20 protein-coding genes are annotated in these 18,209 nt (G+C 70.8%); 11 read left to right on the forward strand and 9 right to left on the reverse strand.

Annotated features, from left to right (window positions below; translation table 11 throughout):
• Nucleotides 1-22: 22 nt before the first annotated feature.
• Nucleotides 23-1,321 (reverse strand): adenosylmethionine--8-amino-7-oxononanoate transaminase, encoded by a 1,299-nt coding sequence (locus tag IE269_RS29705; RefSeq protein WP_189826288.1) that lies wholly within the window; start codon nucleotides 1,319-1,321, stop codon nucleotides 23-25.
• A complete protein-coding gene (gene bioB, locus IE269_RS29710) occupies nucleotides 1,314-2,495 on the reverse strand; it encodes a biotin synthase BioB (protein WP_189826289.1) in 1,182 nt (393 codons plus the stop codon). Before bioB ends, IE269_RS29705 begins: the two co-directional genes overlap by 8 nt.
• A 203-nt stretch (nucleotides 2,496-2,698) precedes the next feature.
• On the opposite strand from bioB, the gene IE269_RS29715 reads away from it, so the two are divergent.
• Nucleotides 2,699-3,856, forward strand: a complete 1,158-nt coding sequence (locus IE269_RS29715) for an 8-amino-7-oxononanoate synthase (RefSeq protein ID WP_189826290.1) — start codon at nucleotides 2,699-2,701, stop codon at nucleotides 3,854-3,856.
• Between the two features lie 18 nt (nucleotides 3,857-3,874).
• On the opposite strand, the gene IE269_RS29720 is transcribed toward IE269_RS29715, so the two are convergent.
• Together IE269_RS29720 and IE269_RS29725 are read right to left on the reverse strand one after the other, a co-directional pair.
• Nucleotides 3,875-4,099, reverse strand: a complete 225-nt coding sequence (locus IE269_RS29720) for a DUF397 domain-containing protein (RefSeq protein ID WP_189826291.1) — start codon at nucleotides 4,097-4,099, stop codon at nucleotides 3,875-3,877.
• Nucleotides 4,100-4,138: 39 nt separating this feature from the next.
• Nucleotides 4,139-4,996, reverse strand: coding sequence for a helix-turn-helix domain-containing protein (locus IE269_RS29725; RefSeq protein ID WP_189826292.1), 858 nt, complete (start codon nucleotides 4,994-4,996; stop codon nucleotides 4,139-4,141).
• Nucleotides 4,997-5,233: 237 nt separating this feature from the next.
• On the opposite strand from IE269_RS29725, the gene IE269_RS29730 reads away from it, so the two are divergent.
• Nucleotides 5,234-5,665: an ATP-binding protein gene (locus IE269_RS29730; RefSeq protein WP_189826293.1), complete on the forward strand. Its 432-nt coding sequence runs from the start codon at nucleotides 5,234-5,236 to the stop codon at nucleotides 5,663-5,665.
• A 133-nt stretch (nucleotides 5,666-5,798) separates the two neighbouring features.
• Here the strand turns inward: IE269_RS29730 and IE269_RS29735 are convergent, their stop codons facing one another.
• From IE269_RS29735 to IE269_RS29745, 3 genes are all read right to left on the reverse strand, one after another.
• Nucleotides 5,799-6,245 carry a C40 family peptidase gene (locus IE269_RS29735; protein WP_229898372.1) on the reverse strand — a complete coding sequence of 149 codons (447 nt, stop codon included), beginning with the start codon at nucleotides 6,243-6,245 and terminating at the stop codon, nucleotides 5,799-5,801.
• A 610-nt stretch (nucleotides 6,246-6,855) separates the two neighbouring features.
• On the reverse strand, nucleotides 6,856-7,164 hold the full coding sequence (locus tag IE269_RS29740; RefSeq protein WP_189826294.1) for a hypothetical protein: 309 nt from the start codon (nucleotides 7,162-7,164) through the stop codon (nucleotides 6,856-6,858).
• A 7-nt stretch (nucleotides 7,165-7,171) separates the two neighbouring features.
• Nucleotides 7,172-7,819, reverse strand: a complete 648-nt coding sequence (locus IE269_RS29745) for an ATP-dependent Clp protease proteolytic subunit (protein WP_189826295.1) — start codon at nucleotides 7,817-7,819, stop codon at nucleotides 7,172-7,174.
• An 84-nt stretch (nucleotides 7,820-7,903) separates the two neighbouring features.
• On the opposite strand from IE269_RS29745, the gene IE269_RS29750 reads away from it, so the two are divergent.
• The 7 genes from IE269_RS29750 to IE269_RS29780 all read left to right on the forward strand — a co-directional run bounded on the left by IE269_RS29750 (nucleotide 7,904) and on the right by IE269_RS29780 (nucleotide 13,308).
• Entirely contained in the window at nucleotides 7,904-8,185 is a 282-nt protein-coding gene (locus IE269_RS29750) for a type II toxin-antitoxin system Phd/YefM family antitoxin (RefSeq protein ID WP_189826296.1), read from the forward strand.
• Nucleotides 8,186-8,409: 224 nt separating this feature from the next.
• The gene (locus IE269_RS29755) at nucleotides 8,410-8,712 is read left to right on the forward strand and encodes an urease subunit gamma (protein ID WP_189826297.1); all 303 of its coding nucleotides are present in this window, start codon (nucleotides 8,410-8,412) and stop codon (nucleotides 8,710-8,712) included.
• Nucleotides 8,709-9,041, forward strand: a complete 333-nt coding sequence (locus IE269_RS29760) for an urease subunit beta (protein ID WP_189826298.1) — start codon at nucleotides 8,709-8,711, stop codon at nucleotides 9,039-9,041. The genes IE269_RS29755 and IE269_RS29760 overlap by 4 nt, the downstream gene beginning before the upstream one ends.
• Nucleotides 9,034-10,797 (forward strand): urease subunit alpha, encoded by a 1,764-nt coding sequence (locus tag IE269_RS29765; protein WP_189826299.1) that lies wholly within the window; start codon nucleotides 9,034-9,036, stop codon nucleotides 10,795-10,797. The genes IE269_RS29760 and IE269_RS29765 overlap by 8 nt, the downstream gene beginning before the upstream one ends.
• A 311-nt stretch (nucleotides 10,798-11,108) precedes the next feature.
• Nucleotides 11,109-11,819 (forward strand): urease accessory protein UreF, encoded by a 711-nt coding sequence (locus IE269_RS29770; RefSeq protein WP_189826401.1) that lies wholly within the window; start codon nucleotides 11,109-11,111, stop codon nucleotides 11,817-11,819.
• A 32-nt stretch (nucleotides 11,820-11,851) separates the two neighbouring features.
• Entirely contained in the window at nucleotides 11,852-12,538 is a 687-nt protein-coding gene (gene ureG / locus IE269_RS29775) for an urease accessory protein UreG (RefSeq protein WP_189826300.1), read from the forward strand.
• Complete coding sequence (locus IE269_RS29780) at nucleotides 12,535-13,308, forward strand: urease accessory protein UreD (protein ID WP_189826301.1); 774 nt, start codon at nucleotides 12,535-12,537, stop codon at nucleotides 13,306-13,308. Before ureG ends, IE269_RS29780 begins: the two co-directional genes overlap by 4 nt.
• On the opposite strand, the gene IE269_RS29785 is transcribed toward IE269_RS29780, so the two are convergent.
• On the reverse strand, nucleotides 13,286-13,549 hold the full coding sequence (locus IE269_RS29785; RefSeq protein ID WP_189826302.1) for a DUF4190 domain-containing protein: 264 nt from the start codon (nucleotides 13,547-13,549) through the stop codon (nucleotides 13,286-13,288). The two genes, IE269_RS29780 and IE269_RS29785, sit on opposite strands and share 23 nt — an antisense overlap.
• Nucleotides 13,550-13,797: 248 nt before the next feature.
• On the opposite strand from IE269_RS29785, the gene IE269_RS29790 reads away from it, so the two are divergent.
• Complete coding sequence (locus tag IE269_RS29790; protein ID WP_229898356.1) at nucleotides 13,798-15,405, forward strand: alpha/beta hydrolase; 1,608 nt, start codon at nucleotides 13,798-13,800, stop codon at nucleotides 15,403-15,405.
• Between the two features lie 100 nt (nucleotides 15,406-15,505).
• On the opposite strand, the gene IE269_RS29795 is transcribed toward IE269_RS29790, so the two are convergent.
• The gene (locus IE269_RS29795; RefSeq protein WP_189826303.1) at nucleotides 15,506-16,216 is read right to left on the reverse strand and encodes a lysophospholipid acyltransferase family protein; all 711 of its coding nucleotides are present in this window, start codon (nucleotides 16,214-16,216) and stop codon (nucleotides 15,506-15,508) included.
• Nucleotides 16,217-16,336: 120 nt separating this feature from the next.
• On the opposite strand from IE269_RS29795, the gene htpG reads away from it, so the two are divergent.
• Nucleotides 16,337-18,175: a molecular chaperone HtpG gene (gene htpG, locus IE269_RS29800; RefSeq protein WP_189826304.1), complete on the forward strand. Its 1,839-nt coding sequence runs from the start codon at nucleotides 16,337-16,339 to the stop codon at nucleotides 18,173-18,175.
• Nucleotides 18,176-18,209 lie beyond the last annotated feature (34 nt).

The following is an 18,209-nucleotide window of genomic DNA, read 5'->3' on the forward strand; positions in this document are numbered from 1 at the left end:
GGAATCCGCCCCGCCCCGCGCCTCAGCGGCCCGCAGACACCGCCGCACAAACCCCCCGCCCGATCCGCGCCAGATCCTCGTCCCCCGTCACATACGGCGGCATCACGTACACCAGGTCCCGGAACGGCCGCACCCAGACCCCCTCCCGCACCGCCGCCTCCGTCGCGGCAGCCATCGGCACCGGATGGTCGAGCTGCACCACGCCGATGCCCCCCAGCACCCGCACGTCCCGCACCCCGGGCAGTTCCCGCGCCGGCGCGAGCCCTTCCCACAGGCCCGCCTCCAGCCGCTTCACCTCCGCCTGCCAGTCCTGCGACAGCAGCAGGTCGACGGAGGCGCACGCCACCGCCGCCGCCAGCGGGTTCGCCATGAACGTCGGCCCGTGCGCCAGCACCGGCACCTCGCCCTGCGAGATCCCGTCCGCGACCCGCGACGTGCACAGCGTGGCCGCCATCGTCAGATAACCCCCGGTCAGGGCCTTGCCGAGGCACATCACATCAGGGGACACGCCCCCCTGCTCAGCCGCGAACAGCGTGCCCGTCCGCCCGAACCCCGTCGCGATCTCGTCGAAGACCAGCAGCACGTCGTGCGCGTCGCACGCCTCCCGCAGCACCCGCAGGTACTCCGGCGCGTGGAAACGCATCCCGCCCGCACCCTGGACCACCGGCTCCACGATCACCGCCGCCAGCTCGTCCGCGTGCCGGGCGATCGTGTCGCGCAGCAGCTCCGCGTACGACTCCTCGTACGAGACCGGAGGCTCCGGCACGAAGAGCTGGCGCGGCAGGACGCCCTGCCACAGCTCGTGCATCCCGCCCTGCGGGTCGCACACCGACATCGGCTGCCAGGTGTCCCCGTGGTAGCCGCCGCGCCAGGTCAGCAGGCGCTGCTTGGCCGGGCGGCCCACAGAGCGCCAGTGCTGGAGGCACATCTTGACGGCGACCTCGACCGACACCGAGCCCGAGTCGCAGAGGAAGACGTGGCGCAGTGGCTCCGGGGTGATCTCCACCAGCTTGGCGGCCAGCCGTACGCCCGGCTCGTGGGTGAGGCCGCCGAACATGACGTGGCTCATCCGGTCGAGCTGCCCGCGGGCCGCCTCGTTGAGGACGGGGTGGTTGTAGCCGTGGATCGCCGACCACCAGGACGACATGCCGTCGATCAACTCGGTCTGCCCGAAGGCGGGTTGACCGAGCCGCAGGCGTACGCCCGACGCCGAGGCGACGAGGAGCGGCTCGGTGCGGCCCGGCATCGGACCGTACGGATGCCAGACGTGTTCCCTGTCAAGGCGCAGCAGTTCGGTGGGGGAGAGGTGCTGGTCAGGCATTGGGGGCGAGGTCCGTTCCGGCGCCTCGGCGACGTACCGACACCAGGTCCGTACGGGCCTCCTCGCGCGCGGCGGGCACGGAGGGCTCCTCCGGGGACGTCGTACCGCAGACCGATCCGCAGCCGTCCTCCGAGGAGGCGGACCCCGAACCGCAACCGCCGCCCGCCGCCGCCCGGTGCCCCGGCAGGGTCGTCGTGTCCGTGCCCTCCACCTCGAAGCCCGCGTCCGCGATCATGTCCAGGTCCGCCTGGCCCGCCTGGCCCTCACTGGTCAAGTAGTCGCCCAGGAAGATGGAGTTGACCAGGTGCAGGGCGAGCGGCTGCATGGTGCGCAGGTGGACCTCGCGGCCGCCCGCGAGCCGTACCTCCACGTCCGGGCAGACGAACCGGACCATCGCCAGGATGCGCAGTGCCCGCTGCGGGGTGAGGTTCCACTCCTTGGCGAGCGGGGTGCCCTCGAAGGGGATGAGGAAGTTCACCGGCACGGAGTCCGGGTCGAGTTCGCGCAGCGAGAAGACGACGTCGACCAGGTCGGCGTCCGTCTCGCCCATGCCCGCGATCAGACCGGAGCACGCCGAGAGACCCGCTGCCTGCGCCTGCTGCACGGTCTCCACGCGGTCCGCGTAGGTGTGGGTCGTGGTGATGTCGCCGTACGTCGACTCGGAGGTGTTGAGGTTGTGGTTGTACGCGTCCGCACCCGCCGCCCGCAGGCGTTCGGCCTGGCCGTCGGAGAGCAGGCCGAGGCAGGCGCAGACCTCGACGCCCTCGTTCTGCTCCTTGATCGCCTCGATGGTCTTGGAGACCCGGTCGACGTCCTTGTCCGTCGGCCCGCGCCCGCTCGCCACCAGGCAGACCCGCTTCGCGCCGCCCGCGACGCCGGCCGCCGCCGCCTTCGACGCCTCGTCGGCCTTCAGCCAGGTGTACTTGAGGATCTCGGCCTTGGAGCCGAGCCGCTGCGAGCAGTACGAGCAGTCCTCCGGGCACAGGCCCGACTTGAGGTTGACGAGGTAGTTGAGCTTCACCCGCCGCCCGAACCACTGGCGGCGCACCTTGCCGGCCGCGGCCACCACGTCGAGCAGTTCGTCGTCGGTCGTCGCCAGCACGGCGAGCGCTTCCTCGCGGGTCGGCAGCTCGCGCCGAAGCCCCTTCTCCACCAGCGTGTTCAGTAGGTCCATGGGCATGATCCTGACCTACGGCACTGCCCCGGGCCAAGGAGGATCCGTACAAGAGGGCGGGTTCGAGGTGTGGGTATTGCCACACCCTGAGAGCGGTTCGGGGCGGCTAGTGTCTGTGGGCTGCCTACAAAAGCGGCCGGTGTCCCCGTGTGTGCGGACCCGGACCGGCGCACCCCGTTCCCGGCTCCACGGAGGGTCCTTCCATGCTTGATCGTGTCACCGCCCCGACCCCCTTCGGACGGCTCGCGGAACAGGCCGCGCAACGGGAGCGCGCCGGGCTCGTGCGGACCCTGCGGCCGCGCGCCGCCGACAGCCCCCTGCTGGATCTCGCGAGCAACGACTACCTCGGGCTGACCCGCCACCCGGAGGTCACCGAGGCCGCCGCCGAGGCCGCCCGCTGCTGGGGTGCCGGGGCCACCGGCTCCCGGCTCGTCACCGGAAGCACCGAGCTGCACGCCGAACTGGAGCGGGAACTGGCCGAGTTCACCGGTTTCGAGGCCGCGCTGGTGCTCTCCTCCGGGTACGCGGCCAACCTCGCGGCGCTCACCGCGCTGACCGCGCGCGGCTCCCTGATCGTCTCGGACGCGGGCAACCACGCCTCCATCGTGGACGGTTGCCGCCTCTCGCGTGCGGAGACCGCCGTCGCCGCGCACACCGACCCGGCCGCCGTGCGCAAGTGTCTCGACGGGCACGCGGGGGAGGCCCTGGTGGTCAGCGACTCCGTCTTCTCGGTGGACGGTGACGCGGCACCACTCGCCGAACTCGCTTCAGTGGTAAGGGAGTTCGGGGCCGGTCTTGTCGTCGACGACGCGCACGGGCTCGGTGTGCTCGGCGAGGGCGGGCGCGGCGCCCTGCACGCGGCGGGGCTGGCGGGCGCCGCGGACGTCGTCGCCACCGTCACCCTCTCCAAGTCGCTGGGCAGCCAGGGCGGCGCGGTGCTCGGGCCCGCGCACGTCATCGACCATCTGGTGAACGCCGCCCGCACTTTCATCTTCGACACCGGGCTCGCCCCGGCCGCCGTCGGCGGGGCGCTCGCCGCGCTGCGGCTGCTGCGCCGGGAGCCCGGCCGGGCCCTGCGGGCGCGCGAGGTCGCGAGCACCCTGCACGGGCGGCTGACCGGCGCCGGTCTGGTCGCCGCGGTGCCGGACGCGGCCGTGGTCTCCGTACAGGCGCCGACTGCTCAGGCGGCACTGCGGTGGGCCGCCGACTGCCGGGCGGCGGGGCTCGGGGTGGGGTGCTTCCGGCCGCCGTCCGTGCCGGACGGGATCTCCCGGTTGCGGCTGACCGCGCGGGCCGACCTGGACGGGACACAGATCGCGGGTGCGGTGGACGCCATCGTCCGTACCGCACCCGCGTGTTGAGGGTCCGTCAGGTGTGCGTCAAAGTGCCTCTTCTCGCACGGCGCCGACGAAGCTCCGCCATGCGTGCGGGGTGAAGAGGAGGGCGGGCAGCATCACGCGCTTGGAGTCCCGGACGGCTTGCAGGCCGCCGGGGGCCGAAGCGGTTTCCACGCAGTTGTTCATGCCGGTGCTGCGACTGCTGCGACGCCACGCTGCGTCGGGCAGAAGCGAGCTGGAAGGTATGACTCCGAGATGTGGGGACATGGTGTCTCCCTGCGCGTCGTCACCGGTACGGGGAAGTGGTCAGGCGCCGCTTTCGATGTCGTCGATCAGGTGCAGCGACTCCTGCGGGGACAGTGCCTGTTCCTGGATCTTGCGGAATGCCGCGGAGTATTCCGCAAGGTCTTCTTTCCGTTCCAGGGAGAGGCTACTCGCCAAGTGGTCGATAACAACCACATCCAGATCGGCAATGGCCGGAAAGGAGAAGATAACGAAAGCACCGGTGAGACCCGTATGCGCTCCCGACGCAAAGGGGAGCACCTGTAACCGGACGTGCGGCAATTCCATTGCCTCCCGCACATGCCGGATCTGTTCCTTCATGACGCGTCCGCCGCCCACCTGCCTGCGCAGTACCGCTTCGTCCAGCACCGCGCTCAGTACCAACGGGTCCTGCGAACGCAGCACTTCCTGTCGTGCCAGTCGCACTTCCACCAAGGTGTCGATCTTCTTCGCCGACAGTTTCGGCAGCATCGCCCGCGTCACCTCGCGCGCGTACTCCGGAGTCTGGAGCAGACCCGGCACCACCGAGGTCTCCAGTGTGCGGGCCGAACAGGCGGAGGACTCCAGCGAGATGAAGTCCCGGTACTGGCTGGGCAGCAGCCCCCGATAGGCGTGCCACCACTGCGTCCCCGACTCGCCCGCCGTCTGCGCCAACGCCTCCAGCAAAAGCCGCAGTTGGGGATCCTGGAGGTCGTACACCTCCAGCAGCCGGGCCACGTCCTCGGGCTTCACGCCGCTGCGGCCCGTCTCGATCCGGCTCACCTTCGACTGGTGCCAGCCGACGAGGCGCGCGGCCTCCGGGCTCGTGAGCCCCGCCCTGTCGCGCAGTCTGCGCAGTTCCTCACCCAACTTGCGGCGGCGTACCGCGGGACCGTGGCGCATTCCCGACTCCTTCCGGTGTTGCATCCCATCCCCGCCGGAAGTCAGTCTGCGGTCACATACGGTCTTGCGTCGCAGAGTTCACTACTTTGAGTGGCAGATATATGTATGTCTGGGAGGAACACCGCACGTGCACGCACCATGAGTGACACTCTGGCGCGGAACAACTCCGGGGCCGCCCCCGCACAGATCCGCGTACGACTTAGAGTCCGGCCCCGGTGGGAAAGGGACAGCGTCGCCATGGCAGACCACCAGGAAGTATCCGTCACCCTGCCGAGCGAACCCGCCTCGGTGTCCACGGCCCGGAAATACGTCGCCGAAGTCCTCGCCGAATGGGGCCTGTCGGCGGATTCCGACTCCGCCGACACCGTCCGGCTGATCGTCTCGGAACTGGCGACCAATGCCGTGCAGCACACCTTCGGCCAGTCGCCCACCTTCACGGTGGACGTGCAACTGGAGCGGGACGAGCGACTGCGCATCGGGGTAACCGACAGCCATCCGCGCTGGCCCCAACGGCTGCCCGCCGCCGTGCAGCAGGACAACGGCCGGGGCATGGTCATCATCCGCTCGCTCGTCGCCGAGTGCGGCGGGCGGCTCTCGGTCACCCCCACCGCCGAGGGCGGCAAGACGGTGTGGATCGCGCTGCCGTGGACCGTGCCCGTACAGAGCTGACTTCTCCTGTACGCCGATGTACGCCTATCAGTTGTACGCGGACCAGCGGCCGGACAGGCGGCGGCGCGTCGGGGATGGTGCCCCCGACGCGCCGCCGTGCAGGGCGAGTTGGCCTGCCCGAGGAGCAGGTCCGTCACTTCACCCGGCCGTACCAGACGCTCTTCGACCAGATCCGCTCCAGCCGCACCACCGTGCCGCGCCGGGGCGAGTGCCAGATCTTGTTCGACCCGGCGTAGATGCCGACGTGGTAGACGCTGCGTCCCCGGTGGAAGAAGACCAGGTCACCGCGCTGGCGCTGGGACGCGGAGATGTGCCGGGTCTTGTTGTACTGAGACTGCGCCGTGCGCGGCAGGGTCTTCCCGGCCCGCTTGAACGAGTACAGCGTCAGTCCTGAGCAGTCGAACCGGTACGGGCCGGTGGCGCCGAACTTGTAGGGGGCGCCGCGCTTGGAGGCGGCGATGTTGAGGGCCTTCGTCGCGAGCGTCGCGGCCTCGGCCTCCGCGCTCGCCCCGGGTACCACCAGACCGGCACCGACCACCGCGAAGGTGAGCGTGGCGGCGGTGGAGGCCCTGGCGAGCAGGGAGGGGCCGTAGCGCGCGGGACGGGTGGCGTTCTTCGGGGGCCGGGGGTCGGGCGCGGTCTTCGTCGCCAGGCGCCCGGGGGGCGGGCCGGTGAGCGGGCCGGCGGGCGGGCCGACCGGGGGCCGGCGGTCCTCCGGCAGGCTGTTGTGTGCCCGGTGGCTGTTCTCCGGGCGGTGTGTCCCCGGGCCGTTCTTCGCCGGGTCGTCGTTCCCCAAAGTGTGGCAGTTGACGTGCGCAGGCATGCGCAACCCTTCGTCGACCAGACGTCCCGGCCGGCGCCCGTACTCGTGCGGCGCCCGCCAGGACCGCCCCGCCAGGACGGCGGGGGCTTGTCGTCCCACGGATCTTGACCCGGTCGACGTCCGGTTTCCGAGCGGAAGCAGGGGTTTGTGAGGCTCCTCACCACTCGGCCGTTCGGGTGGACAAGCGCCGCACCGATCTTGCGCGTCGGGACCCGAGGAGGCCCGCACCAGCGCCGGAGCAGCTCATTCCGTCCCGGGGTCGGCTGAATGGCGCAACTCGATCAGTACCGCTTCCGTAGACACGGATGGGCCGAACGGGGGAGGTGGCCTGGTACCGCTGCGCTCCCCTCCGCGCGCTCGCGAGTGATCAACTCACGTGCTCCGGTGGCACGGTGAGCCGTTTCGCCCGCCTTTCTCCGTCCAGGACGCGCAGCGCCCGCCCCAGCGTCACCGGGTGCAGTCCGCTCTCCCCCCTGTCATGCATCAGGGTGAGTGCCTCGCGCAGTGCGGCGGCCCTCCCGACGAGGGCCTGTGCGGCGCGCAGCGCGCCGTAAGTGTCGGTCGAGCGGGCCGGGTTGATGCGGCCGAGCAGGTCGACCACCTCCAGGTAGGTGTCCACGACCTCGCACTCGGCGCGGGTCAGTGCGGGCAGTGGCGGCAGTTCGGGCGGCAGCATGCCCCGCTCACCGTTCCGTGACGGACATCGCGGCCCGGCGGCTCGCGATGATCCGGTCGACCAGGCCGTACTCCTGCGCCGCCGTCGCGTCGAGCACCTTCGTACGGTCGAAGTCGGTCTCGACCTGCTCTGCGGTGCGTCCCGTGTGCCGGGCCAGCAGCCCGGCGGTCATCGCCCGCAGCCGCACCAGCTCCGCCGCGTGGATCTCCAGGTCGGAGGGCTGTCCCTGGGCGGGCTCGTCCAGCGCGGGCTGGCTGAGTGTGATGCGCGCCCCGGGCAGGGCGCACCGCTTGCCGGGCGTGCCCGCCGCGAGCAGCACGGCCGCCGCGTCCAGCGCCTGCCCCAGACAGATCGTCTCGACGTCGCAGGTCACGAACTGGATCGTGTCGTAGATCGCGGACATCGCGGTGTACGAGCCGCCGGGGGAGTTGATGTAGAGCGAGATGTCCCGGTCCGGGGCGTCGTGCTCCAGATACATGAACTGGGCGGCGAGGTCGTTGGCCGCGGCGTCGTCCACGGGCGTGCCCAGGAAGACGATCCGCTCGCCGAGCATCTTCGAGTACGGGTCGAGGGTCCGGGTTCCGGTGCTGGTGCGCTCGGTGAAGGACGGCAGGACGTAGCGGGCGGACGGCGGGGTCGGGAGGAAACCGTTCATGGCGCGCTCTCTTTCGGCTGAAGTGCGGCGTGCGCCTGTCTCCGTAAAAAATGTACAGGACGTACGTTCAGTACGATGGGGAGCATGACCCACGAGATTCCGGTGACGCAAGCCCGGGCCGAGCTCGCCGACCTGATCAACCGCGTCGTATACGGCGGGGAGCGGGTGGTCGTGACGCGCCACGGGAAGCCGCTCGTCGCCCTCGTATCCGCCGCTGACCTGGAGCGACTGGAGAACGAAGCGGAACCCGCGGCGGAGGAGCAGGTGATCAGCTCGGTTTCGTCGCTGGGCACCTCGCTGTCCGCTCCCGGCGAACGCCGGCGCTTCGGCATCGCGGCCGAACACCGGGGCGAGGAGCCGCGCTGAGCGGACGGCCCCACTTGATCATGGGCTGGCAAAGCGTCAGTTAACGCGTTGGAAAAACTCGGGCTCTAACGTGCAATTCCTGGCCGGGTGGCCGGGATTGACGCCTCAACGAAGTGTTGAAGTCGGATATGGTCCCGCTGCGCCGAGGCGGGTGCCCTTTACACCTTTCTGGTACCTCCGCCCCGTACATGCGCAGGGTGTTTGACAACCAGGAGGTGGGAAGCGTGCAGCTGTCCCCGCACGAGCAGGAACGCCTGCTCATCCATGTGGCCGCCGACGTGGCCGAGAAGCGGAGGGCGCGCGGGGTGAAGCTCAATCACCCCGAGGCCGTCGCTCTCATCACCTCGCACATCCTCGAAGGCGCCCGCGACGGCCACACCGTCGCCCAGCTGATGTCCTCCGGGCGCAAGGTGCTGCACCGCGACGAAGTCATGGACGGCATCCCGGAGATGATCCACGACGTGCAGGTCGAGGCCACCTTCCCGGACGGCACCAAGCTCGTCACCGTGCACGAGCCGATCCAGTGACCCCCGCGCCGAAGCCGGTCGTCCCCGGCGAGATCCTCTACGCCGACGAGCCCGTCCTCTTCAACGAGGGCCGCCCCGTCACCCGCCTCACCGTCCTCAACGCGGCCGACCGGCCCGTCCAGGTCGGCTCCCACTACCACTTCGCCGAGGCCAACCCGGGCCTCGACTTCGACCGCGCCGCCGCCCGCGGACAGCGGCTGAACATCGCCGCCGGGACGGCCGTGCGCTTCGAGCCCGGCGTCCCCGTCGACGTGGAACTCGTACCCCTGGGCGGCCGGCGGGTCGTCGCCGGACTGCGCGGGGAGATCGGCGGTGCCCTCGATGTCTGACCGTACGCACTCGGGGTCCACGCACCCCGGGATCTCCCGCGCCGTCTACGCCGACCTGTTCGGCCCCACCACCGGCGACCGCATCCGCCTCGCCGACACCGATCTGCTCATCGAGATCGAGGAGGACCGCTCCGGCGGGCCCGGACTCGCCGGCGACGAGGCGGTGTTCGGCGGCGGCAAGGTCATCCGCGAGTCGATGGGCCAGGCCCGCACCACCCGCGCCGAGGGCGCCCCCGACACCGTCATCACCGGGGTCGTGATCCTCGACCACTGGGGCATCGTCAAGGCCGACGTCGGCATCCGCGACGGCCGCATCACCGGCATCGGCAAGGCCGGGAACCCCGACACGATGGACGGCGTCCACCCCGACCTGGTCATCGGCCCCGAGACCGAGATCATCGCGGGCAACGGCCGCATCGTCACCGCCGGCGCGATCGACGCGCACGTCCACTTCATCTCGCCGACCGTCGTCGACCAGGCCCTCACCTCCGGCATCACCACCCTGGTCGGCGGCGGCACGGGTCCCGCCGAGGGCTCCAAGGCGACGACCGTCACCCCCGGCAGCTGGCACCTCGCCCGGATGTTCGCGGCGCTGGAGCACCACCCCGTCAACATCGGCCTGCTCGGCAAGGGCAACACGATGTCCCGCGAGGCCATGCACGCACAGCTCAGGGGCGGCGCACTCGGCTTCAAGATCCACGAGGACTGGGGCGCGACCCCCGCCGTCATCGACGCCTGCCTCTCCGTCTGCGAGGAGACCGGCGCCCAACTCGCCATCCACACCGACACGTTGAACGAGGCCGGGTTCGTCGGCGACACCCTCGCCGCCATCGCGGGCCGCACCATCCACGCGTACCACACGGAGGGCGCGGGCGGCGGTCACGCACCCGACATCATCACGGTGGTCTCCGAGCCGCACGTCCTCCCCAGCTCGACCAACCCCACCCGCCCGCACACCCTCAACACGCTCGACGAACACCTCGACATGCTGATGGTCTGCCACCACCTCAACCCGGCGGTCCCCGAGGACCTGGCCTTCGCCGAGTCCCGCATCCGGCCGTCCACCATCGCGGCGGAGGACATCCTCCACGACCTCGGCGCGATCTCGATCATCTCCTCCGACTCCCAGGCCATGGGCCGGGTCGGCGAGGTCGTCCTGCGCACCTGGCAGACCGCCCACGTCATGAAGAAGCGACGCGGCTCCCTGCCCGGCGACGGCCGCGCCGACAACCACCGGGCGCGTCGCTACGTCGCCAAGTACACGATCAACCCCGCCGTCGCGCAGGGCCTCGGCCACGAGATCGGCTCGGTCGAGCCCGGCAAGCTCGCCGACCTGGTCCTCTGGGAGCCCGCCTTCTTCGGCGTGAAGCCCCTCCTGGTCATCAAGGGCGGCCAGATCGCGTACGCGCAGATGGGCGACGCCAACGCCTCCATCCCGACCCCGCAGCCGATCCTGCCCCGCCCGATGTACGGCGCGACCGGGCTCGCCCCCGCCGCCAACTCCTTCAACTTCGTGGCGGAGGCGGCCATCGAGGACGGCATCACCGAACGCCTCGGCAACCGCTACGGCATCCGCAAGGCCTTCGCCCCGATCACCAGCACACGCGGTGTCACCAAGGCGGACATGCGGGAGAACGACGCGATGCCGAGGGTGGAGGTCGACGCGGACACCTTCACGGTGACCATCGACGGCGACCCGGTGGAACCCGCACCGGCCGCCGAACTGCCCATGGCCCAGCGTTACTTCCTGTTCTGAGGTCCGCAGCGATGACACACGAGGGGTTCGCCGCGGCGACAGGTCCGGCCGGCGCGCGCACCGACACGGTGACGGCCGACGCGTCGTCCGCCGGACCTTCTCCGGTACGTCCCGGGGGCCGACGCCCCCTGCCGAGCAAACCCCCGTCGGGCCGCCCGGGAGTCACCCCCCTGGGGGAGCGGCTCGCGGCGGTGCCCCGTACGGGGGCGGGGAGCCGGGGGAGGGGTGCGCCTGCCACGGCGTCGCCGCCGGCCACGGGGGAGGGCGTCCCACCGGAGGCCGCGGCGTACGTCGGCACGGAGGGCGCAACCCTGCCCCGCCCGACCACCCCGACCAGCACCCTCCCACCCCGCCCCACCGCCTCCCGTGCCGCCCTCCTCGTCCTGGCCGACGGGCGGTTTCCCGCCGGAGGGCATGCGCATTCCGGGGGAGCGGAGGGGGCCGTCAAGGCGGGGCGGATCAGGGACCACCGGGATCTGGAGGAGTTCTGCCGGGGGCGCCTGCACACCGCCGGGCTCACCGCGGCCGGGCTCGCGGCGGGCGCCGCGATCGGGCTCGACCCGTTGGAGCTGGACGAGGCGGCCGACGCCCGGACGCCCTCGCCCGCGCTGCGGGCCACCGCCCGCAAGCTGGGGCGGCAGATGATGCGGGCGGCACGCTCCACCTGGCCGTCCCCGGAACTGGACGCGCTCGCCGTAGCCCGGCCGCGCGGGGCGCACCAGCCCGTCGTGCTCGGGCTCGCCGCCCGGGCGGCCGGACTCGGGCCCGAGGACGCCGCGCACTGCGCCGTGTACGAGTGCGTCAGCGGGCCCGCGACCGCGGTCGTACGGCTGCTGAGCCTCGACCCCTTCCGGGCGACCGGCGTCCTCGCCCGCCTCGCCCCCGAGATGGACCAGGTCGCCGGGCGCGCGGCCGAAGCGGCACACCGGGGCATCGATGCCCTGCCCGCCGCCTCCGCACCGCTCCTCGACATCACGGCGGAGGCCCACGCGGCCTGGCCCGTACGCCTCTTCGCCTCCTAGAACCACACCCGCACGACCAAGGAGCCCGCACCATGCACCTCGACCACGGCCCCCACGCCACCGCCGTCAGCGCCGACGCCCACCGCCCCGACGGCTCCCGCCGTGCCCTGCGCATCGGGCTCGGCGGCCCGGTCGGCTCCGGCAAGACCGCCACCGTCGCGGCCCTCTGCCGCGAACTGCGCGACACCCTCTCCCTCGCCGTCGTGACCAACGACATTTACACCCGCGAGGACGCCGAATTCCTGCTCCGCCAGGCCGTGTTGCCGCCCGAGCGCATTCAGGCCGTCGAGACCGGCGCCTGCCCGCACACCGCCATCCGCGACGACATCTCCGCGAACCTGGAAGCGGTGGAGGACCTGGAGGAGGCGGTCGGGCCGCTGGATCTGATCCTCGTCGAGTCCGGCGGCGACAACCTCACCGCGACCTTCTCCAAGGGCCTGGTCGACGCGCAGATCTTCGTCATCGACGTCGCGGGCGGCGACGACATCCCCCGCAAGGGCGGTCCCGGCGTCACCACCGCCGACCTCCTCGTCATCAACAAGACCGACCTCGCCCCCTACGTCGGCTCCGACCTGGAGCGGATGGCCCGCGACGCCAAGGAGCAGCGCGGTGAACTCCCCGTCGCCTTCACCTCGTTGACCACCGGCGACAAGGTCAAGCCGGTCGCCGACTGGGTGCGCGCACAGCTCGCCTCCTGGACCGGGCCCGTCACCGTATGAGCCTCACCGCCACCGCCCGCATCGTCGCCGCCCCGGGCGGCCGGCTCCCCGTCCTGGAGGGCGACGGGCCGCTCGCCCTGCGACGTACGAGATCCGCCGAAGGCCCCGACCACGGCCGTGTCACCGTCGTCGGCGCGATGAGCGCACCGCTCGGCGGCGACCGGCTCGCCATCGAGGCGGAGGTGCGGGAGGGGGCTCGGCTGACCGTCGACGCGGCCGCCGCCACTGTCGCCCTGCCCGGTCGCGTCCCCCAACAGGCCACGTACGACGTACGGCTGACGGTGGGTCAGGACGCCGAGCTGTGCTGGCTGCCCGAGCAGCTCATCTCCGCCCACGGCAGCGACCTGCGCATGACCACCACCGTCGACCTCGCCCCCACCGCCCGCCTCGTCTACCGCGAGGAACAGGTCCTGGGCCGCCACGGCGAGGAGACCGGCACCCTCTTCACCCGTCTCACCGTGCGCCGCGCCGGACGCCCGCTCCTCGACCAGGAGTTGGCGTACGGTCCGGGCGCGCCCGGCGGCTGGGACGGCGGCGCGGTGCTGGGCGGCCACCGGGCGGTGGGTCAGCTCCTGGTCGTGCAAGAGGAGTCCGCGCACAGCGAACCGCGGCCCCGCCTGCTCGGCGAGACCGCGGTGCTGACCCCGCTGGGGGGCGGGGGAGTGCTGGTGACGGCGGTGGCCCGGGACGCCAGGGCGCTGCGGCTGATGATGGACGGAGCGCTCGACGACCTGGAGGAAAGGGCCATCAGCCGCCGATGCGCCAGCTGAAGCCGCCGCCGCTGCTGAACGCGAGCATCACCACGAAGAACAGCACGATGTCCACGATGCCGAGGATGATGGCTGCCTTCGCCATCCCCGTGCCGCCGGGACGCTTCAGGCCGACAGCGCCGAAGATGATGGCGAGCGGACCCAGGATGAGGTTGGCGATGAAGATCCCGACGACTCCGCAGACGAGCCCTGCGACGGCCAGACCGTTCGTACTGGACCGCGTGCCGCTGGTGCTGGACATCTGAACTCCCCTGTTGTGAAGGTGTGTTGAGGACATCCGACTAACCCGTGATGACAGGTTCATGCATGGGTGGACGCAAAGGATCTTGTGCGGAGGTTCCCGCCGCACCGCTGAGCGGACTCCATGCACCGGCTATTGGTTCGGTAAAGAAACACACGTACGGTCTGGTCCCAGCATCCACGCAACCGCAAGGATGCCGCTCGGGGTCCAGTTCAGGACCTCGCGCAACTCTGAGGGGGAGGTCCCACGTGCGACGCACCGCCGTGCTCGGCTCAGCCGGCACCCTGCTCGCGGGCACACTCATAGCCGGGGCGGTGGCGGCACCGGCCGCCGGCGCCGACACCGGACAGCAGACCAAGAGCTCCAGCAGCTTCCAGGACCGGGGAGGTTCGGAGGCCTACGGCGTGAAGGTGGCCGCCGACCGGGCCGCCCGGCAGGGCATCTCCTGGAAGGACTGCCCGGCCGACTGGGGCCTGGCCAAGCCCATCCAGTGCGGTTTCGTCACCGTCCCGCTGGACTACAAGAAGCCGCACGGCAAGCAGATCACGCTGGCCGTCGACCGGATCGGCAACACCGGCTCCAAGCAGGACCGCCAGGGCTCCCTGCTGTACAACCCGGGCGGCCCCGGCGGCTCCGGCCTGCGCTTCCCGACCCGCGTGACCAACAAGAACGCGATCTGGGCGGGCGCGGCCAAGGCGTACGACTTCGTGGGCTTCGACCCGCGCGGCGTCGGCCACTCCACCCCGATCTCCTGCGTCGACCCGCAGGAGTACGTGAAGGCGCCCAAGGCCGACCCGGTGCCCGACAGCGAGGCCGACAAGCGCGCGCAGCGCAAGCTCGCCGCCGAGTACGCGGACGGCTGCGCCGAGAAGAGCGGCTGGATGCTGCCGCACATGACCACCCCGAACACCGCCCGCGACCTGGACGTCATCAGGGCCGCACTCGGTGACAAGAAGCTCAACTTCGTGGGTGTCTCCTACGGCACCTACCTGGGCGCGGTCTACGGCACGCTCTTCCCGTCGCACGTGCGCCGCATGGTCGTCGACAGCGTCGTCGACCCCTCGCGCGACAACATCTGGTACGAGGCCAACCTCAACCAGGACGTCGCCTTCCAGATGCGCTGGAACGACTGGCAGGACTGGGTCGCCAAGAACGACGCGGTCTTCCATCTGGGCACCACCCGGGCGCAGATCGAGGCCCAGTGGCAGAAGCTGCGCGCCGACGCCAAGAAGAAGCCGCTCGGCGGGGTCGTCGGACCGGCCGAGCTGATCTCCTTCTTCCAGGGCGCCCCGTACTACGACTCCTCGTGGGTGCCGGTCGCCAAGGCGCTCAGCGCGTACGCGGCGGGCGACCCGAAGCCGGTCATCGAGGCGGCCTCGCCCGACATGACCGACATCCAGGGCAACATCGCGGACGAGAACGGCAACGCGGTGTACACGGCCGTGGAGTGCGCCGACGCCAAGTGGCCCACCAGCTGGCAGAAGTGGGACCGGGACAACACCCGGCTGCACCAGAAGTACCCGTTCCTGACCTGGTCCAACGCCTGGATGAACCTGCCGTGCGCCACCTGGCACACCAAGCAGCAGACCCCGGTGCAGGTCAAGACCGGCCGCGGCCTGCCGCCGGTCCTCATCGTGCAGTCCACGCGTGACGCGGCCACCCCCTTCCAGGGCGCCGTCGAACTGCACAAGCGCTTCAAGGGCTCCAGCCTGATCATCGAGAAGGACGCCGGCTCGCACGGTGTCACCAACCTGGTCAACCCTTGCATCAACCCGCGGGTCGAGGGATACCTCCTCACCGGCAAGGCCGGACCCAAGGAGTCGACGTGCGCCCCGCACGCCACCCCCAAGCCGTAACGACCCGTCGGGCACCCTGACTTGACGGTCCGTTACGCACAGCAGGGGCGGCCGGTGCTCTCCCACCGGCCGCCCCTGCCCCTTGTCCGGCCCCGCGCGCTCAGCGCCTCAGCCGGGGGAACTTCCGCCCCTGCGCCGCCTGTTCGGCCTTCACGTCGGCCGCGTAGCGGTCCACGTACTCCTGGCCGGACAGCGCCAGGATCGCGTAGATGATCTCGTCGGTGACGGCCCGCAGCGCGGTCTTCTCGTCCTCCATCCCGGCGTACCGGGAGAAGTCCAGCGGCTCCCCGAACCGGATCGTCACCCGCTTCACCTTGGGGATCTTCCGCCCGGGCGGCTGGATCTCGAAGGTCCCCACCATCGCGCACGGCACCACGGGCACCCCTGCCCGGATCGCCATCACCGCGACCCCGACCTTCCCCTTGTACAGCCGCCCGTCGTGCGACCGGGTCCCCTCGGGATAGATCCCGAGCAACTCGCCCTTCCCCAGCACCCCGAGCCCCTCCCGCACCGCCGCCTTCCCGGCCTCCTTGCCCGACCGGTCCACCGGGATCTGCCCCGCACTGCGGAAGAACGCCGCGGTCAGCCGCCCCTTCACGCCGGGCCCGGTGAAGTACTCGGCCTTGGCGAGGAAGGTGATCCGCCGCTTCAGCACGGCAGGCATCAGGAAGTGGTCCGAGAACGACAGATGATTCCCGGCGACGATCGCCGCCCCGTCCTCGGGGACGTGCTCCAGCCCTTCGATCCTCGGCCGGAAGAGAATCCTCAACAGCGGGCCGAGAAGAACGTACTTCAGGACGTAGTAGAACACCCTGTGTCTCCCTACTGTCATGGACACTGTCATGGACGCCGCGAGGACCGGGTTTCTGCTGCCTGCCCCGCCTCTGGGAAGGTGAACCCCGCACAGAACAATTCATCGCGGAGGGAAAGCATGAGCACCGAGACGCTGGAATTCCAGGCCGAGGCACGGCAGTTGCTGGAACTGATGGTGCACTCGATCTACTCGAACAAGGACATCTTCCTGCGCGAGCTCGTCTCCAACGCCTCGGACGCCCTGGACAAGCGACGCCTGGCCGGGCTCCAGGACGAGGCGCTCTGGGCGGACGACCTGCACATCGAGATCGAGGCCGACAGCCAGGCCCGCACGCTGACCGTGCGCGACAACGGCATCGGCATGACCCGTGACGAGGTGGTGGGGCTGATCGGCACCATCGCCAGGTCCGGCACGGCCGAGATGCTGCGAAAGTTGAAGGCCGACAAGGAGAGCAAGGAGTCAGCCGAGCTGATCGGCCAGTTCGGCGTCGGCTTCTACTCCGTGTTCATGGTCTCCGACCGGACCACCCTGATCACCCGCAAGGCCGGCGAGACGACGGGCGTGCGCTGGGAGTCGACCGGCGACGGCACGTACACGATCGAGACCGTCGAGGACGCCCCCGAGGGCACCTCGGTCTGTGTGCACCTGCGGCCCGCCGACGAGGAGGACGCGCTCCACGACTACACCGACGAGCGCAAGATCCGCGAGATCGTCAAGCGGTACTCCGACTTCCTCTCCTTCCCGGTGCGCCTGGGCGAGGAGACCCTCAACTCCATGAAGGCGCTGTGGGCCCGCCCGCGCGCCGAGGTGAGCGACGAGGAGTACCACGAGTTCTACCGGCACATCAGCCACGACTGGACGGATCCGCTCGACATCGTCCAGATGCGGGCCGAGGGCACCTTCGAGTACGAGGCCCTGCTCTTCCTGCCCTCGCGCGCCCCGCACGACCTCTACCAGCGCGACGCCCGCCACGGCCTCCAGCTGTACGTCAAGCGCGTCTTCATCCTGGACGACAGCCGCGAACTCCTCCCCGACCACCTGCGCTTCGTCAAGGGCGTCGTCGACGCGGCCGACCTCTCGCTGAACATCTCCCGCGAGATCCTCCAGCAGGACCGGCACATCCAGCTGATCCGCCGCCGGCTGGCGAAGAAGATCCTGGCCTCGGTCAAGGACCTGATGAACAAGAAGGAGGACCAGTACCGCACCTTCTGGCGGGAGTTCGGGCCCGTCGTCAAGGAAGGGCTCCTGGACCCGTCCGAGGACCACAAGGCGATCCTCGACATCGCCTCCTTCGCCTCCACCGCGGGCGACGACCCCACCACCCTGGCCGACTACCTCGCCCGCCGGCCGGAGGGCCAGGACAAGATCTACTTCATGACCGGCGAGAGCCGCGCCCAGGTCGCCAACTCCCCGCACCTGGAGGCCTTCCGGGCCAAAGGCTACGAGGTGCTGCTGCTCACCGACCGGGTGGACGAGATCTGGGTCGAGACGGTACGGGAGTACGCGGGCACGGAGTTCCAGTCCGTCGCCCGGGGCGCGGTCGACCTGCCCACCGACGAGGAGCCGTCCGCCGAGCAGGCCGACGCCTACGCGCCCGTGCTGACCTGGCTGAACGAGACGCTGGACGACGTCCGGGACGTACGGCTGACGACCCGCCTCACGGACTCCCCGGCCTGCCTGGTCAGCGACAACGACGGGCTCACCCCGGCCCTGGAGAAGATGTACAAGGCGATGGGGCAGGAACTCCCGCCGGTCAAGCGCATCCTGGAGCTCAACCCGCAGCACCCGCTGGTCGACGGGCTGCGGGCCGCGCACGAGGCCAGGGCCGGGGACCCGGCGCTGGCCGAGACGGCGGAGCTGCTGTACGGCACGGCCCTGCTCGCGGAGGGCGGGGACCTGGCCGACCCGGCGCGCTTCGCGGCACTGCTCGCGGACAGGCTGAGCAAGACCCTCTGAGCAAGGCCCTCTGAGCAAGACCCTCTGAGCAAGG

The organism is Streptomyces spiroverticillatus (genome assembly GCA_014650415.1).
GTDB lineage: Bacteria > Actinomycetota > Actinomycetes > Streptomycetales > Streptomycetaceae > Streptomyces > Streptomyces spiroverticillatus.

Coding starts and splice junctions, on each gene's coding strand:
- IE269_RS29705 (WP_189826288.1), bottom strand. CDS start 1,321: ATGCCTGACCAGCACCTCTCCCCCACCGAACTGCTGCGCCTTGACAGG.
- bioB (WP_189826289.1), bottom strand. CDS start 2,495: ATGGACCTACTGAACACGCTGGTGGAGAAGGGGCTTCGGCGCGAGCTG.
- IE269_RS29715 (WP_189826290.1), top strand. CDS start 2,699: ATGCTTGATCGTGTCACCGCCCCGACCCCCTTCGGACGGCTCGCGGAA.
- IE269_RS29720 (WP_189826291.1), bottom strand. CDS start 4,099: ATGTCCCCACATCTCGGAGTCATACCTTCCAGCTCGCTTCTGCCCGAC.
- IE269_RS29725 (WP_189826292.1), bottom strand. CDS start 4,996: ATGCGCCACGGTCCCGCGGTACGCCGCCGCAAGTTGGGTGAGGAACTG.
- IE269_RS29730 (WP_189826293.1), top strand. CDS start 5,234: ATGGCAGACCACCAGGAAGTATCCGTCACCCTGCCGAGCGAACCCGCC.
- IE269_RS29740 (WP_189826294.1), bottom strand. CDS start 7,164: ATGCTGCCGCCCGAACTGCCGCCACTGCCCGCACTGACCCGCGCCGAG.
- IE269_RS29745 (WP_189826295.1), bottom strand. CDS start 7,819: ATGAACGGTTTCCTCCCGACCCCGCCGTCCGCCCGCTACGTCCTGCCG.
- IE269_RS29750 (WP_189826296.1), top strand. CDS start 7,904: ATGACCCACGAGATTCCGGTGACGCAAGCCCGGGCCGAGCTCGCCGAC.
- IE269_RS29765 (WP_189826299.1), top strand. CDS start 9,034: ATGTCTGACCGTACGCACTCGGGGTCCACGCACCCCGGGATCTCCCGC.
- ureG (WP_189826300.1), top strand. CDS start 11,852: ATGCACCTCGACCACGGCCCCCACGCCACCGCCGTCAGCGCCGACGCC.
- IE269_RS29780 (WP_189826301.1), top strand. CDS start 12,535: ATGAGCCTCACCGCCACCGCCCGCATCGTCGCCGCCCCGGGCGGCCGG.
- IE269_RS29785 (WP_189826302.1), bottom strand. CDS start 13,549: ATGTCCAGCACCAGCGGCACGCGGTCCAGTACGAACGGTCTGGCCGTC.
- htpG (WP_189826304.1), top strand. CDS start 16,337: ATGAGCACCGAGACGCTGGAATTCCAGGCCGAGGCACGGCAGTTGCTG.